Annotated in this window: 14 protein-coding genes; 6 read left to right on the top strand and 8 right to left on the bottom strand. The window is 59.3% G+C overall.

The window, feature by feature from the left end; translation table 11 throughout:
* The first annotated feature begins 29 nt into the window (after window positions 1–29).
* Window positions 30–851, top strand: coding sequence for an isocitrate lyase/PEP mutase family protein (locus AC1DWM_RS04030; protein WP_477794668.1), 822 nt, complete (start codon window positions 30–32; stop codon window positions 849–851).
* 20 nt (window positions 852–871) lie between these two features.
* Here the strand turns inward: AC1DWM_RS04030 and AC1DWM_RS04025 are convergent, their stop codons facing one another.
* Window positions 872–1,492, bottom strand: a complete 621-nt coding sequence (locus tag AC1DWM_RS04025; RefSeq protein ID WP_223511954.1) for an energy transducer TonB — start codon at window positions 1,490–1,492, stop codon at window positions 872–874.
* A 93-nt stretch (window positions 1,493–1,585) separates the two neighbouring features.
* Here AC1DWM_RS04025 and AC1DWM_RS04020 point away from each other — a divergent pair, with 93 nt between their 5' ends.
* Window positions 1,586–2,368: a class I SAM-dependent methyltransferase gene (locus AC1DWM_RS04020; protein ID WP_477794667.1), complete on the top strand. Its 783-nt coding sequence runs from the start codon at window positions 1,586–1,588 to the stop codon at window positions 2,366–2,368.
* 106 nt (window positions 2,369–2,474) lie between these two features.
* On the opposite strand, the gene AC1DWM_RS04015 is transcribed toward AC1DWM_RS04020, so the two are convergent.
* Window positions 2,475–3,119 carry a TetR/AcrR family transcriptional regulator gene (locus AC1DWM_RS04015; protein ID WP_477794666.1) on the bottom strand — a complete coding sequence of 215 codons (645 nt, stop codon included), beginning with the start codon at window positions 3,117–3,119 and terminating at the stop codon, window positions 2,475–2,477.
* A 93-nt stretch (window positions 3,120–3,212) separates the two neighbouring features.
* Between AC1DWM_RS04015 and AC1DWM_RS04010 the strand changes: the two genes are divergently transcribed.
* The 3 genes from AC1DWM_RS04010 to AC1DWM_RS04000 all read left to right on the top strand — a co-directional run bounded on the left by AC1DWM_RS04010 (window position 3,213) and on the right by AC1DWM_RS04000 (window position 8,849).
* The gene (locus AC1DWM_RS04010; RefSeq protein WP_223511949.1) at window positions 3,213–4,313 is read left to right on the top strand and encodes an efflux RND transporter periplasmic adaptor subunit; all 1,101 of its coding nucleotides are present in this window, start codon (window positions 3,213–3,215) and stop codon (window positions 4,311–4,313) included.
* Between the two features lie 6 nt (window positions 4,314–4,319).
* Window positions 4,320–7,385, top strand: a complete 3,066-nt coding sequence (locus AC1DWM_RS04005; protein ID WP_477794665.1) for an efflux RND transporter permease subunit — start codon at window positions 4,320–4,322, stop codon at window positions 7,383–7,385.
* Between the two features lie 96 nt (window positions 7,386–7,481).
* Window positions 7,482–8,849, top strand: coding sequence for a Fic family protein (locus AC1DWM_RS04000; RefSeq protein ID WP_477794664.1), 1,368 nt, complete (start codon window positions 7,482–7,484; stop codon window positions 8,847–8,849).
* A gap of 64 nt (window positions 8,850–8,913) precedes the next feature.
* Here the strand turns inward: AC1DWM_RS04000 and AC1DWM_RS03995 are convergent, their stop codons facing one another.
* The 3 genes from AC1DWM_RS03995 to plsB form a co-directional block, all read right to left on the bottom strand.
* Window positions 8,914–9,603, bottom strand: a complete 690-nt coding sequence (locus AC1DWM_RS03995; protein ID WP_223511945.1) for a DUF4197 domain-containing protein — start codon at window positions 9,601–9,603, stop codon at window positions 8,914–8,916.
* Between the two features lie 100 nt (window positions 9,604–9,703).
* Window positions 9,704–10,306 (bottom strand): hypothetical protein, encoded by a 603-nt coding sequence (locus AC1DWM_RS03990; protein WP_477794663.1) that lies wholly within the window; start codon window positions 10,304–10,306, stop codon window positions 9,704–9,706.
* Window positions 10,307–10,417: 111 nt separating this feature from the next.
* The gene (plsB, locus tag AC1DWM_RS03985; protein WP_477794662.1) at window positions 10,418–12,901 is read right to left on the bottom strand and encodes a glycerol-3-phosphate 1-O-acyltransferase PlsB; all 2,484 of its coding nucleotides are present in this window, start codon (window positions 12,899–12,901) and stop codon (window positions 10,418–10,420) included.
* Between the two features lie 165 nt (window positions 12,902–13,066).
* Between plsB and AC1DWM_RS03980 the strand changes: the two genes are divergently transcribed.
* The gene (locus AC1DWM_RS03980; protein WP_010462862.1) at window positions 13,067–13,276 is read left to right on the top strand and encodes a cold-shock protein; all 210 of its coding nucleotides are present in this window, start codon (window positions 13,067–13,069) and stop codon (window positions 13,274–13,276) included.
* 121 nt (window positions 13,277–13,397) lie between these two features.
* Here AC1DWM_RS03980 and AC1DWM_RS03975 read toward each other — a convergent pair whose 3' ends face one another.
* The 3 genes from AC1DWM_RS03975 to dapE form a co-directional block, all read right to left on the bottom strand.
* Window positions 13,398–13,775 (bottom strand): hypothetical protein, encoded by a 378-nt coding sequence (locus AC1DWM_RS03975; RefSeq protein WP_007947690.1) that lies wholly within the window; start codon window positions 13,773–13,775, stop codon window positions 13,398–13,400.
* 96 nt (window positions 13,776–13,871) lie between these two features.
* On the bottom strand, window positions 13,872–14,681 hold the full coding sequence (locus tag AC1DWM_RS03970) for a putative RNA methyltransferase (RefSeq protein ID WP_223511940.1): 810 nt from the start codon (window positions 14,679–14,681) through the stop codon (window positions 13,872–13,874).
* Entirely contained in the window at window positions 14,681–15,832 is a 1,152-nt protein-coding gene (gene dapE, locus AC1DWM_RS03965) for a succinyl-diaminopimelate desuccinylase (RefSeq protein WP_223511938.1), read from the bottom strand. The genes AC1DWM_RS03970 and dapE overlap by 1 nt, the downstream gene beginning before the upstream one ends.
* Window positions 15,833–15,947: the final 115 nt, after the last annotated feature.

Here is a 15,947-nt window from a genome sequence, read left to right as displayed (position 1 = left end):
GATTCGTTCCCCTTTTCAGGAGCCTGCCAATGGATGCGCAAACCCTTCGAGCCCAGGCGTTCAAAGCACTGCACGAACGCGACGGCGCTTTTGTCATTCCCAACCCGTGGGACGCCGGCTCGGCGAAGATGGTCGCCAGCCTGGGGTTCGAGGCGCTGGCGACCACCAGCGCCGGTTACGCCTTTTCCAATGCACGCCCCGACGGCGCGATGACCCTGGACGATACGCTGGCGAATGTTCGGGCGATTGTCGCAGCGACGAATCTGCCGGTGGCGGTGGATCTGGAAAACGGTTTTGCCGACGACCCTGCCGAGTGCGCCCAGAGCATTTTGCGCGCGGCGGAAGCCGGCGCTGTCGGCGGTTCTATCGAAGATGCCACGGGCCGTGAAGCGGCGCCGATCTACTGCTTCGAACATGCCGTGGCGCGCATTGAAGCGGCAGTGGTGGCGGCGCGCAGCTTGCCGTTCCCCTTCATGCTGACTGCGCGAGCCGAGAATTATCTGCACGGCAATCCCGATCTCGCCGACACCATCCGCCGCTTGCAGGCGTTTGCCGAGGCAGGTGCCGACGTGCTCTATGCGCCGGGGCTGCGCAGTGCTGAAGAGGTGTTGGCGGTGGTCCGTGCTGTGGCGCCCAAACCGGTCAATGTGTTGATGTCAGGCGGGCTCAAGCTCACGGTCGAGCAGTTGAGCGAAATGGGCGTCAAACGCATCAGCGTCGGTTCGGCGCTGGCCCTGGCGGCGTATGGCGAGTTTTTCCGCGCGGCCGAAGAGATCAAGACCTCGGGCACCTTCGGGTTTACCTCGCGGGCCATGCCGTACGCGAAGGCCAATCAACTGTTCAAAGGCTGACGATGCGGTTTCGCTAAGGGTTACGCAGCGATGCGCAGGTTTTGCAGAACGATCGGGCGCGCCCAGCCGTTATCGAAGTCGAGTTGTTTCTGTTGTTCCACCAGCTCTTGGGGGGAGAACGGCGGGAAGGGTTTGTCCAGCAGGTCCAATTCGAATTCGGCGATCGGCAGGTGCAGCGGACGCGGTTGCGGCGCCGGGCCGGCTTGCGGCACAGGTTGGCCGGCGGTGAGCACGATTGGGCGGACCCAGCCGCTTTCGAAGTTTTGTTGTTTTTGCTGAGCGACGATTTCTTCCGCCGGGAACGGTGGGGCCGGTTTGTCGGCCAGGTCCATTTCGAACTCGGCAATTGGCAAAAACAGCGGCTCGGGCGGGCGAACCACGGTTTCTGTCACGTTGCATTCGCGCTGGGAGACGATGTGCGCCAGCAGCTCGCTGCCAACCATCGGTTCGACCGGGCTGTTGAGATCGACCGGTGGAAATTTGAGCGACTCTGGTACCCCATCACCCGGCTGATCGGCCAGCGCCCGGGCAAAAAAATCTTGCCACAGGTGACTGACACCGCCCAGCGCTTGGGTATTTCGCAGGTTGTAATCGCCATAGGGCGAGATAAAACCTGTGATTGTGGGGTGAAAGTCTGACATTTCTCTCGGTCGACGCTCAGCTCTGGCAAAATGCCCGTTAGTTTTGTTATCGGCCGTTTTTGCCGATCATTAATTTTTTGAGCGTGTTTTCCGATGACTGATCAACCGGCAGTTTGCCGCATCCATGTCGAGGCCCTGGGCACGACCTTTCAGCCACAAGCCGAGCAATGGGCCGAGCGCCTGGGCTTGCCGTTGCAGGTGGAAGACGGCGAATTTGCCTTGCAGGTCGGCGAGCAGGGTTTGCAGTTGCAACAGCTCGGGGCTGATGCGCCGGGGCCGGTGCGGGTGGATTTCGTCGAAGGCGGGGCGGCGCATCGCCGGTTGTTCGGTGGCGGAACGGGGCAGATGATCGCCAAGGCTGTTGGCATCGCGCAGGGCGTGCGTCCGCGTGTTCTGGATGCCACGGCGGGGCTGGGCAAGGATGCGTTCGTGCTGGCGAGCCTGGGCTGCGAGATGAGCCTGATCGAGCGTCAGCCGCTGATCGGCGCCTTGCTGGAGGATGGCCTGGCGCGCGGTGCGGAAGATTTCGATGTGGCGCCGATCGTGGCGCGGATGAAATTACTCAAGGGCAACTCAATCGAGGTGATGCGCAATTGGGAAGGGGAGCCGCCGCAGGTGATCTACCTCGACCCGATGTTTCCCCATCGTGAGAAAACCGCGTTGGTGAAAAAGGAAATGCGCCTGTTCCGGCCATTGGTGGGTGATGACCCGGATGCGCCAGCACTGCTGGAAGCCGCGTTGGCGTTGGCCAGTCACCGGGTAGTGGTCAAGCGCCCGCGCAAGGCACCGTGCATTGCCGGGCCCAAGCCGAGCCATGCGCTGGATGGCAAATCCAGCCGGTATGACATTTATCCGAAAAAAGCGCTGAAGCCTTGAAACCGAGTTGCCTTCATCGCGAGCAGGCTCACTCCCACAGGTCAGTCGCTGACCCTGTGGGAGCGAGCCTGCTCGCGATGGGGCCAGACCAGACAAGCCAAATCTATCAAGCTGTCTGTGGTCGATAAGCCCGCATAAACAACTCCACCACTTCCCGCACATGTTCCTCGGCCGCATCCCCGGTCACCGGCTCGCCGCAGCCATACAGCAACCGAAAATTCCCCGCGCCCTTGAGCAGGCAAAAGAAATGCTCGGCTGCATTGCGCGGTTTATCGATGCTCAACACACCGCTTTGATCAACCTTGGCCAGCAACCGCTCCATGCCATGCAGCATGCGTTGCGGCCCGGCCTCGAAGAAGATCAGCGAGAGTTTCGGGTCCTGACTGCCGAGGGTGATCATCAGACGGTGCAGGTTCACCGATTCGTCGCTGTTGATCAGCTGATGAAAGCCATGCGCGATGTTCAGCAACACCGTTTCCACCGCAATGCCGTCCGGCAATTCGAAAAACAGCGGTGGCAGTTGCTCTTCACACTTGGCGACAACGGCGGCGGAGAACAGCGTCTCCTTGTCGTTGAAGTGGCTGTAGACAGTCAGTTTCGACACGCCAGCCTCAGCCGCCACGGCATCCATGCTGGTGTTGGCGTAACCATTGCTCAAAAACAGAATTTTCGCCGCATCAAGGATGGCCTGGCGCTTGGCCAGATCCTTGGGACGGCCCGGACCATTGGGTGCTGAAAGTTTGTTCGACATTCTTCGCTTTAATACTGGACTGGTGAGTTTGCTATTAATACCATACTGGTCAGTATAATTACTCCAAGCACCATTAGCGAAAGGTCGTTCACCATGTTCCGCTATGCCTTGCACCTCGCGTTGCCAGTCAGCCTGGCGTTTTTATTGACTGCGTGTGGTCACGAAGAGGCGCCTCAAGTCACCATTCGCCCGGCCATGGTGGTGCAGCCAGAGCCTTCGGCGCAGGCGATGGAAAGCTATCCCGGGGAAGTGCGGGCTCGTTATGAGCCGGACCTGGCGTTTCGCATTGGCGGCAAAGTCAGCCGACGACTGGTCGAAGAAGGGCAGCGGGTCAAGGCTGACCAGCCTCTGGCAGAGCTCGATCCACAGGACGTGCGCCTGCAACTGGAAGCCACCCGCGCCCAGGTCGCCGCCGCCGAGGCCAACCTGAGCCTGGTGCGCGCCGAGCGGGATCGCTACAAGACCCTGATGGATCGTCAGATGGTCAGCCATTCGCAGTACGACAATGCCGAAAACCTTTACCGCTCCGGTGAAGCACGCCTCAAGCAAATCAAAGCCGAATTCAATGTCTCGACCAATCAGGCGAGTTACGCGGTGCTGCGCGCGCCTCAGGATGGCGTGGTGGCCAAGCGGGCCGTGGAAGTCGGGCAAGTGGTGGCTGCCGGGCAAACCGTGTTCACCATTGCGACCGATGGCGAACGTGAAGTATTGATCAGCCTGCCGGAACAGAGCTTCGGCCGCTTCAAGGTCGGTCTGCCAGTGCTGGTAGAACTCTGGAGCCAACCTGATCAGCGCTTTGCCGGACGCATCCGCGAACTGTCGCCTGCCGCCGATCCAAAATCGCGCACCTTCGCCGCTCGCATCGCGTTCACCGCCGGCAAAGTCCCGGCGGAACTCGGCCAAAGCGCCCGGGTGTTCATCCAGACCGCAGAAACTATCGCGTTGTCGGTGCCTTTATCGGCCATCACGGCAGAAAACGGTGCGACGTACGTTTGGGTGCTCGGCGCCAACAACACCTTGAAGAAAGCCCCGGTCCGCATCGGCGCCTTCGGCGAGAAAACCGTGCCGGTGCTCGAAGGCCTGAACGCCAGCGACTGGGTCGTGGCAGCCGGTGTTCATGTGCTGCATGACGGGCAGCAAGTGCGTCCGGTGGATCGCTCCAACCGCGCGGTCAATCTGGCGGACAAGGAGTAATTCCCGATGGGTTTCAATCTTTCCGAATGGGCGTTGCGTAATCGCCAGATCGTACTGTTCCTGATGCTCCTGCTGGCCGTTGTCGGCGCACTTTCCTACACCAAACTCGGCCAAAGTGAAGACCCACCGTTTACCTTCAAGGCGATGGTGATTCGTACCAACTGGCCGGGTGCCACGGCTCAGGAAGTGTCGCGCCAGGTCACCGAGCGCATCGAAAAGAAGCTGATGGAAACCGGCGACTACGAGCGCATCGTCTCGTTCTCCCGTCCGGGGGAGTCCCAGGTAACGTTTATCGCGCGCGATGCCATGCACTCGGTGGAGATTCCCGAGCTCTGGTATCAGGTCCGCAAGAAGGTCAGCGACATCCGTCACACCTTGCCACCGGGCATTCAGGGGCCGTTTTTCAACGATGAATTCGGCACCACCTTCGGCAACATCTATGCCCTGACCGGCGACGGTTTTGATTACGCAGTGTTGAAGGATTACGCCGACCGCATCCAGATCCAGCTGCAACGGGTCAAGGATGTGGGCAAGGTCGATTTGCTCGGGTTGCAGGACGAGAAGATCTGGATCGAGCTGTCCAACGTCAAACTCGCTACCCTTGGCTTGCCGTTGGCTGCCGTGCAGCAAGCGCTTGAAGAACAGAACGCAGTGTCGACAGCCGGGTTCTTCGAAACCACCAGTGAGCGATTGCAGCTACGGGTCTCGGGGAATTTTCAGACTGTCGATGAGATCAAGAACTTCCCGATACGCGTCGGTGATCGTACGTTCCGCATTTCCGATGTGGCTGACGTTCGCCGTGGCTTCAATGATCCGCCCGCGCCGCGCATGCGTTTCATGGCCGAAAACGCTATCGGTCTGGCCGTCGCGATGAAGGGCGGCGGCGACATTCTGGTGCTGGGCAAGGCGCTGGAGATCGAGTTCGACCGCATTCAAAAAAACCTCCCGGCCGGCATGCAGCTGCGCAAGGTATCGGATCAGCCTGCCGCGGTGAAAACCGGGGTCGGCGAGTTCGTTCAGGTGCTGGTCGAAGCCTTGGCAATTGTGTTGCTGGTGAGCTTCTTCTCACTCGGCGTGCGCACCGGCATGGTGGTGGCGCTGGCGATTCCGCTGGTGTTGGCGATGACCTTTGCCAGCATGTATTACCTGGGGATAGGCCTGCACAAGATTTCTCTCGGTGCGCTGGTGCTGGCGCTAGGGCTGCTGGTGGACGACGCGATCATCGCCGTGGAAATGATGGCGATCAAAATGGAGCAGGGCTTCGACCGCGTGAAGGCAGCGAGTTACGCCTGGACGAGTACGGCATTCCCGATGCTCACCGGTACGCTGATCACTGCCGCCGGCTTCTTGCCGATTGCCACGGCACAATCGAGCACCGGCGAATACACCCGCTCGATCTTCCAGGTGGTGACCATCGCCTTGTTGGCCTCGTGGGTGGCTGCGGTGGTTTTTGTGCCGTATCTGGGGGAAAAGCTCCTGCCGGATCTGGCGAAGATTCATGCCGCCAAACATGGTACGGGTCAGCCCGATCCTTACGGTACACCGTTCTATCAACGTGTAAGACGTCTGGTGGAGTGGTGCGTGCGGCGACGCAAAACCGTGATCGTGCTGACGATCATGATGTTTATTGCCTCGGTGGCGCTGTTCCGCTTCGTGCCGCAGCAATTCTTCCCGGCGTCGGGCCGGCTGGAGTTGATGATCGATTTGAAACTGGCCGAAGGCGCGTCCCTGAGCAACACCGCCGATGAAGTTAAACGCCTTGAAAGCCTGTTGAAGGATCGCGCCGGTATCGATAATTACGTGGCCTACGTTGGCACCGGTTCACCGCGTTTTTACCTGCCGCTCGATCAGCAACTGCCGGCGGCGAGCTTCGCGCAGGTTGTGGTCCTGGCCAAGACCATCGAGGATCGCGAAGCCCTGCGCACCTGGCTGATCGAAGCCCTCAACGAACAATTCCCGGCCCTGCGTGCGCGGGTCACGCGTCTTGAAAACGGCCCGCCAGTAGGCTACCCGGTGCAGTTCCGCGTGACCGGTGAACACATCGACGAAGTCCGCGCACTGGCCCGTAAAGTGGCGGCCAAGGTTCGCGAGAACCCGCATGTGGTCAATGTGCACCTGGACTGGGAAGAGCCGAGCAAAGTTGTGTACCTGAACGTCGATCAGGACCGCGCCCGGGCGCTTGGCGTGAGCACGGCGAACCTGTCGAAGTTCCTGCAAAGCTCGCTGACCGGTTCCAGCGTCAGCCAGTACCGCGAAGACAACGAGTTGATCGAGATCCTGTTGCGCGGCACCTTGCACGAGCGCACCGAACTGTCGTTGCTGCCGAGCCTGGCCGTGCCGACCGATAACGGCCGTAGCGTTGCACTGTCGCAGATTGCCACGCTGGAATACGGCTTCGAAGAAGGCATCATCTGGCACCGTAATCGCCTGCCCAACGTGACCATCCGCGCCGACATCTATGGCAAGGAACAACCGGCAACGCTGGTGCAACAGATCATGCCGACGCTCGATCCGATTCGCGCCGAATTGCCGGACGGTTACTTGCTGGACGTCGGCGGCACGGTCGAAGACTCCGCTCGCGGACAGAACTCAGTGAAGGCCGGTGTGCCGCTGTTCATCGTGGTGGTGCTGACGCTATTGATGCTGCAACTGCGCAGTTTCTCCCGCACGGTGATGGTGTTTCTGACCGCGCCGCTGGGGCTGATCGGCGTGACGTTGTTCCTGCTCGTGTTCCGTCAGCCGTTCGGTTTTGTCGCCATGCTCGGGACCATCGCGTTGTCCGGGATGATCATGCGTAACTCGGTGATCCTGGTGGACCAGATCGAGCAGGACATCGCGGCAGGCCTCAAGCCCTGGCAAGCGATTATCGAGGCGACCGTGCGCCGCTTCCGTCCGATTGTGTTGACCGCGCTCGCGGCGGTGCTGGCGATGATCCCCTTGTCACGCAGCGTGTTCTTCGGGCCGATGGCGGTGGCGATCATGGGCGGGTTGATTGTGGCGACGGCGCTGACGTTGCTGTTCTTGCCGGCGCTGTATGCGGCGTGGTTCAGGGTCAAGAAAGAGGCGGTCTGACTTCCTACATGTATTTCAGATCCCTCTGATATTGAGTCAGGGGGAGCTGAATGCTGTACTCAAGGCTCAGTTTCACGAGTTTTTGAGACAGTAGTGATGAAAAAGCCGCCTGCTTTAACGGGAAGGACCGATCCGGTCTTCGACCTGTTGATGAAATCGCCCTACAAGGAACGCCTCCCGGACTACCTGGCCCTGCTGAAACCTCTGGATGATCAGGGGCGTTACCTTCCATTTGATGAATTGCGTTACCGCTGGGCGCCGGGACTGGATTCCAGATTGTGCTGGGCCTTGGTCAAAAAGGCCCGGACAGCCCAGTACTCCTGCCTTCTCCCCTTGGGCGAGCCGGTCCAGTGGGGCAACTTCGTTCTGACGCCGCTGGCGCAGAAAGCCATTTCGGCGGTCGATCGCCAAGCCACTACCGCCGCGCTGGAGTACATGACCAGCCAGATCGGTGAGCGCGCACATTTCAGCTATCTGCTCAATGACCTGATCGAAGACGAGGCCATCAGCAGCAGCCAGCTCGAAGGCGCCGCAACCACCACACGAGTGGCCAAGGACATGCTCAAGCGTCATCGCCTGCCGCGTACGCCAGATGAGCGAATGGTCATTGGTAACTACCGAATGATGAACTTTGCCTGGGAACAGCGTTATCAACCACTGAGTGTGGAACTCATCACCGCGATGCATCGTGTAGGTGTCGAGGGCATCGATGATGCGCAGTATTCGCCGGGGGAATTGCGTGGCAACGATGATGTGGTGGTGCAGGACGGAGAGGGCAACACCGTGCATACACCGCCGCCCGCCGCAGGGCTGGTGTCACGATTGGAGCTGCTGTCGAAGTGGATCAATCAGTCCCACAACGATCTCAACCGTGGGGACTACCTTCATCCACTGGTCAAAGGTATCGCGCTGCATTTTGCTTTGGGTTACGAGCATCCTTTTCGCGATGGCAATGGTCGTGTCGCTCGGGCGCTGTTTTACTGGTTCATGTTCAAGAATGACTTCTCGGCCTTTCGGTACATTGCGATCAGCGTTTTGCTGCGCAACGCGCCGGTGAAATACGGACGGTCGTATTTGAATACCGAGGCCGATGAACTGGACCTGACTTATTTCATTGATTTCCAGTGTTCGGTGATCCTGAGAGCTGTCAGTGGTTTTACCGAGGTCTATCGCAAGAGTCTGGACTACGCCGAACGCTTTGATCGCTGGTTGATGGCATCGGGTTTTTTCGATCAGCTCACCGAGAAGCAGCGCGCCGTCTATCAAGTGGCCAAGAGCGGGATGGCCAAGGAGTTCACGGCCGTCAATGTGAAGGAAAACCTCGACTGCTCTTACAACACCGCTTCGGCGACCTTGAACGGGTTGGTTGATCTGAAGGTGTTTGAGAAGCGGAAGATGGGTCGGGAGTGGGTATTCTTTTTACGGGCCGCACCCGTGGACTCATCCATAATGGAAGCCATTTAAATGAAAAAGCCCGCTGAACCTGTAAAGGTCAGCGGGCTTTCTGTCGCGTGATGGTCGCTAAAAACTACAACGTCCCAAACACCTTCTTCGCCAAACTGGTCGCCGCCGCCGCAGGGTTCTGGCGGATGGTTTCTTCCTGTTTGCCAATCATCTCGAACAAACCGTTCAGGGCCTGCTCGGTGACGTAGTTTTCGACGTTGGCGTTCTTGGCATCCAGCACTCCCATGGTCGCCGCCTGACCCGCGAAGGTGTTGTACTGCTTGGCCAGGCCAACCTGGTCGGTGGCTTGCTTGACGATGGGCAGGAACTTCGTGCGGATCTGTTCGCGGCTGGTTTTGTTCAGGTATTGAGTGGCCGAGTCGTTGCCGCCGCTGAGAATGCCTTTGGCATCTTCCACGCTCATCTTCTTTACTGCGTCCACGAGGATCGGCTGGGCTTGGGTCACGGCGATTTCAGCCGCTTTGTTCATGCTGGTTTCCAGCTCGTCGACCTGATCGCCCATGCCGAACTGCTTCATTTTGCTGGCGACCTTGCCGAGTTTGCCCGGCAAACCGATTTTCACGTCCGGGTTGTTGCTGAAGCCACCCGGTGTGCCGAGTTGTTTGACCGCTAACTGCGCACCTTGGGTCAGGGCATCCTTGAGGCCACCGGTGGCGTCTGTTTGCGACAGGTCGCTGAGCGACAGCGCCAGCGCGCTGGCGGAAATCATCAGGCCTGCGCAAAGGCCCGCGAAGCGAAGGGTAGGGCGAAGCATGGCAGCTTCCTTGTTCGAAAGAGGAGTTTAGTGAAACGCTGGCGACAATCTAACGGATTTTTACAACAGTTTCGCCCGCGTATTGTTGATAAGCGCTTTTTCAGACTTTGCTGAAGGGTTTCAATACAACGGAGCCGGGATACACCTCGATTGAGTTGCGGTATTCATTTTCAGTGGCCGTCAGGGTATAGCGCTTGCCCGGCACGACAGTGTCTGGGTCGTATTCCAGATAAAACGCCTCTGCCATTTGTTCACTGATATGCACTTGAGTCAGTTGGACCGCCGCATTGTCGTGCTCATGCGCGACGACGGTCACCGCGTGCTCCGGTTCTACCGGTTGAGGTTCTTGCGCCTGAATGTAAAGACGACCGATAGGGCTCAGGTGCAGGGTTTGTCGGTGTGGTGCGCGGTGGACAATGACGAAGTGGTCCAGGTCAATCAGCAGTGGAACGCCGTTGTGGGTCATGCTGACCGTCACGCGGTATTTGACGCTTACATCGGTATAGTTGTGTGCAAATGAAAAATTCCAGCGCCCGCTACGCAACACCGGTTCTCGGGAGTGTGCGACTTTTACAGGCGTAGAAGAGTTTGCAGTTTGAACACTTATATACGTTTCACCTTCGCCACCGATGGGCGGTAGAAAGTCTTCAGGCAAACTAAAAGTGAGGGTGATGTAAGCGTTGTTGTTTTCTGATGAGTTCATCGCGATATCCATATCGGGATTGGTTGTGGGGGATCTATTAATCCATAACCGAGCGAAGATAAGAACATCCTTGTTCTTATAGTCATTGTCAGGAAGTTACAGGCGGCGAAACTAAGCCTGATCCGCCGCATCTTCACTGCGATGCAATGCCACCTGACGGATCGACAAACGAATCTCTGCTGGCAGCACCCGTTTGGCCGCACCTTCGGCCAGTTCGCCGAGCAATTCGTGATAGCTCAACTTACCGGCTTCGTCGCGCTTGAGCACGTCGAGATCAAGCATGGTCTGGATGAAGTGCCGGAACAGACTCTTGTCGAAGAACTCCGGGGCGTTCAGGCCATGCAGGATCGACAGGCGCTGGGCCATGACCGTGCACAGGTCTTCCAACTCTTCGGCGCTGATGCTGTTCTGGCCGCTGTTGAGCAGTAAAGAAACGGTCATGTAGAAGCGCTGCAACGTCTGGGCGATGCTCTTCGACAGCAAGGTCAGCAACACGAAATGCCGCGAACTTGGTACCGGGCGCAGGTAGACATTGTTTTCGAAGCGCAGCAGACCCTGTTCGACGAACGCTTCCAGCCATTGATCGATCACGGCGTCCAGCTCATCCATGGACCAGCGAATGAACAGTTCCGATTGCAGGTACGGATACAGCGCACGGGTGTAGCGCAGGATCTGTTCGCGGCTCATGCGAGAGGCGCTCTGGAAGAAACTCGCCAGCAGCGCCGGTAACGCAAAGATGTGCAGCACGTTGTTGCGGTAGTAGGTCATCAGGACGGCGTTTTGCTCGTCCAGATACAAAATTTTGCCCAGGGCATCGCTCTGCTCGGACAGCAGATCCATGTCCTTCACATGTTCGATCAGTGCGCGACCGTCACCTTCTGGCAGCGTGGTGTGCGCTGAATACGGAACCTTGCGCAACAGCGCCAGATACAAATCGAGCACTCGTGCCATGGCGCGATCGTCCAGCGCCAGACGGCTGGTGGAGAGCAACGCCAGGGCCACCAGGTTCACCGGGTTGATCGCTGCCGCTTCGTTCAGATGCTGCGCGACTTTCTCGCCCAGGCGGTTAGTCGTTTCGTTGAGCCAGGCCGGTTTGAACTGCGGACCGAGTTCCTGTTGGCGCCAGTCCGGTTGTTCGCTGTCGAGGAATTCCGCCAGTTTGATCGGCTCGCCGAAGTTCACCGCCACTTGGCCAAAGCGTTGCTTGAGCGCGCCGATGACTTTGAAAATATCGAAGATCGACTCTTTCTTCTTGGTCGCACCTCGCAGTTCGCCGAGGTAGGTCCGGCCTTCCAGTACGCGCTCGTAACCGATGTACACCGGCACAAACACGATGGGCATGCGCGATGAACGCAGGAAGCTGCGCAGGGTAATCGCGAGCATCCCGGTTTTCGGTTGCAGCATGCGCCCGGTGCGCGAACGGCCGCCCTCGACGAAGTACTCGACCGGGAAACCTTTGGTGAACAGCGTGTGCAGGTATTCGTTGAACACCGAGGTGTACAGCGGGTTGCCCTTGAACGTGCGGCGCATGAAAAACGCACCGCCCCTGCGTAGCAGGCTGCCGATCACCGGCATGTTGAGGTTGATCCCGGCGGCAACGTGCGGCGGGGTCAGGCCATTGCGGAACAGCAGATACGAGAGCAGCAAATAATCGATGTGGCTGCGATGGCACGGCACGTAGATCACTTCGTGACCCTGAGCGACCTTCTGCACGCCTTCGATGTGGTTGACCTTGATCCCGTCGTAGATCTTGTTCCAGAACCAGCTCAGCACCACTTCCAGAAAACGGATGGCGGTGTAGGTGTAGTCCGAGGCGATCTCGTTGCCGTAACGCAGGGCCTGGGCCTTGGCTTTTTCCGGGGAGATGTTCTCGCGCTCGGCTTCGTCGAGGATCGCTTGTTTGACCAGCGGCTGGTTGAGCAAGCCTTTGACCAGATTGCGCCGGTGGGAAATGTCCGGACCGATGACGGCGGCTTTGAGATTGCGGAAGTGCACCCGCAGGATCCGCTGGGCCATGCGCACGGTGCGCTCGTGGCCCTTGTTGTGATCGATCAGCTCGCACAGGTGAATCGGCGCAGAGAACTGCACACGCGTCTTGCGCCCCAGCACGATGATGCTCAACAAGCGGCGAAGACGGCCGGTGACGGCCCAGCTGTCGGCGAACAGCAATTTCCACGGGCTCGATTCGCTGTCCGGCGACTGACCCCAGAACACGCTGACCGGAATGATTTGCGCGTCTTCGGCGGCGTTCTGGCTCAGGGCACTGACCAACCGGGTGAGAGTCGGCGGCGCACCGCGTTTGTCCTGACGGCCGAGCCAGTCAGGCTCTGGCGTCAGGTAAAAGAACGCGGCGGGTTCCACAAGATTACCCACTGAAACCGGCAGCACCGGGCGGGGCAGGCCAGCTTTGCTGCATTCGGTGTCGACCACGGCGAGGTCGGTCAGCGAAGGGTTTTGCAGGACGTAGAACACCGGGCGACTGCGGTCGAGGTCAAGGGTGAACGACGACTGGTTGATCGTCTCCGAGCGAACCCAGAGATACAACAGTCGGCGCAAGGTGCCAAACACAAGACGGCGGAACGGGGAGCGGGTCATACGGCTTCTGCGTGAGTGGATAAAACCGAGCACTTGCTCGGGAGGGCGACAGTGTGCCGGATTCGTCGAAAATCGGCAAAAAAGCGGCTAAGTAAAGTGAGTTGAGAGTTTTGACGGCTGTCATATACTCGGCCGTTCAAAATAAAAATAAGGGGGTACTGATTCATGGCTACGCGCGAAACCGGCAACGTGAAGTGGTTTAACGACGCCAAGGGCTACGGCTTTATTCAACGCGAGGACGGGGTGGATGTGTTCGTGCACTACCGCGCGATTCGCGGCGAAGGGCACCGATCGCTGGCTGAAGGGCAGCAGGTTGAATATGCCGTGGTGACGGGCGAGAAGGGCTTGCAGGCTGAAGACGTTGTAGGTCTGTAACCGCGACGCAACCTGTAGGAGCAAGGCTTGCCCGCGATGAATGGCAACGCGGATTACCTGATACACCGCGTCGCCTCAATCGCAGGCAAGCCTTGCTCCTACAGGTTTGTGGTGTCGCTGACTACGCGGTTTTCCAGGTGATCTCTTCTTCACCATCCGCGCTGATACGCATCCAGCGATCTGCAGTTTCTTCCCCTTCTTCCTCGACCCACGTACCCGGCGCGCAACGCACTTCGACGTTCAGCGCGGCAAAGGCTGCGCGTGCGCAGGCGATGTCGTCTTCCCATGGGGTCTGGTCGCTGTCCAGGAACAGGCTGTTCCATTTGCCCACGGCTTTGGGTAGCCAGGTGACGGGCACATTGCCGGCCTTGCACTTGTACGTCTGGCCCTTCTGAACCCAGTCGGTGCACGGGCCCAAAGCAGTGCCGAGCCAGGCCGCAATGGCCTTGTAGTCGACGTCGGCGTCTTTCAGGTAAATCTCGATATCGGGTTGGCGCATGGATGTCCTCACTGCGGGTCTGAAAAATCCATTCGCGGATTTAGCCGGCCTCAAGCCGTTGCTCAAGACCAAAAAATTAAGATTTCTCTCTAACTACTACTGCAGTACGAAATAATCGTAGCGCATCGACACAGTGACTTCGAACGGCTCAGCCTGTTCGATGACCGCCGCGCGGCGTTCGGCACTGGCGCGCCAGCCGTGGGGTGTCATGGCCAACAAGTTCGCGCGGTCCTGTCCCTTTGAAAGTGTCAGTTTGAATTCAAGGGTTTCACTGTGCGCCAGCGCCATACCTTCCGGCACCAGCGCCAGATGCTTGTCGTCGGTGTACTCACGGACTTCGTCGTACAGCCGTTCGCGCAACTCCATCAGGTGACCGCTGGTCGGCCCGACTTTCATCAAACCGCCACCGGGGCTGAGCAGGCGTTTGGCTTCTTCCCAATCCAATGGGCTGAAGACGCTGGCGAGAAACTGGCAACTGCCCGAGGCCAACGGCACCCGCGCCATGCTGGCGATCAACCAGGTCAACTGCGGATTGCGTTTACAGGCGCGTTTCACCGCTTCCCGGGAGATGTCCAGCGCGTAACCGTCGGCGTTTGGCAAGGCCTCGGCGATTTGCGCGGTGTAGTAACCCTCGCCACAGCCGATGTCGAGCCAGCGTTGCGGCGCGAATTGCGCTGCCAGTTCGGCCAGACGCTTGGCCACCGGCGCGTAGTGGCCGGCGTTCAGGAAGTCGCGACGGGCTTCGACCATGGCCAGGTTATCCCCAGGGTCGCGGCTGTTTTTGTGCTGCACGGGCAACAGGTTCAGATAACCCTGGCGCGCGCGGTCAAACCGATGCCCGGCGGGGCAAGCCACGCCGTTGTCCACCGCGTTCAGCGGTTCACTGCAGATCGGGCAGGCGAGCATCAGGCGAGCAACTTGATCAGGGTCTGGTAGTAGATTTCGGTCAGCACGTCGAGGTCAGCGGCCAGTACGCGCTCGTTGACCTGGTGGATCGTTGCATTGACCGGGCCCAGTTCAACCACTTGCGTGCCCATGGTCGCGATGAAACGACCGTCGGAGGTGCCACCGCTGGTGGAAGCCTTGGTTTCGCGACCGGTGATGTCCTTGATGCTCGACGCCACGGCATCCAGCAACGCACCCGGCTCTGTGAGGAACGGCAGACCGGACAGCGCCCAGTCGATGTGCCAGTCCAGGCCGTGCTTGTCGAGAATGTCGGCGACGCGCTTTTGCAGGCCTTCAACGGTGGACTCGGTGGAGAAACGGAAGTTGAACACCGCCACCAGGTCGCCCGGAATCACGTTGGTCGCGCCGGTGCCGGAGTTGACGTTGGAAATCTGGAAACTGGTTGGCGGGAAGAAATCGTTGCCGTGGTCCCAATGCTCGGCGGCCAGTTCGGCCAGGGCCGGGGCGGCGAGGTGGATCGGGTTCTTGGCGAGGTGCGGATAGGCCACGTGGCCCTGCACGCCGCGAACGGTCAGTTTGGCGCCGAGGGAACCGCGACGGCCATTCTTGACCACATCGCCCACCAGCGTGGTGCTCGACGGCTCGCCGACGATGCACCAGTCCAGACGCTCCTTACGGGCGGCGAGGCGTTCGATCACAGCCTTGGTGCCGTGATGCGCCGGGCCTTCTTCGTCACTGGTGATCAGGAAAGCGACCTTGCCCTTGTGATCCGGGTAGTCGGCGACAAAGCGCTCGGCGGCCACGGTCATCGACGCCAGGCTGCCTTTCATGTCCGCCGCGCCACGGCCGCAGAGCATGCCGTGTTCGTCGATCAGCGCGTTGAACGGGTCGATCTGCCAGGCAGTCACCGGGCCAGTCGGTACCACGTCGGTGTGGCCTGCGAAGCACAGCACCGGACCGTCGTGTTTACCGTGGGTCGCCCAGAAGTTATCCACATCTTCGATGCGCATCGGTTCCAGCAGGAAACCGGCGTCGCCCAGGCGCTGCATCATCTGCTTCTGGCAATCGGCGTCGACCGGCGTCACGGACGGACGGCGGATCAGGTCGATGGCGAGTTGAAGGGTCGGCGAAAGGTCGGCGTGGGCCGTCATGGAAAACTCCGGAAGCTAATTGTGTAGGAGCAAAGCTTGCTCGCGATGAACGATGATGAGGTCTTTCTGTTACACCGAGTCGCATCAATCGCGAGCAAGCTTTACTCCTACAGGA

The sequence above is a fragment of the Pseudomonas sp. P4_C8 genome (genome assembly GCF_056401975.1).
The sequence above is the reverse complement of the archived record's forward strand: the minus strand, read 5'-3'. Positions and strand labels throughout refer to the sequence as shown.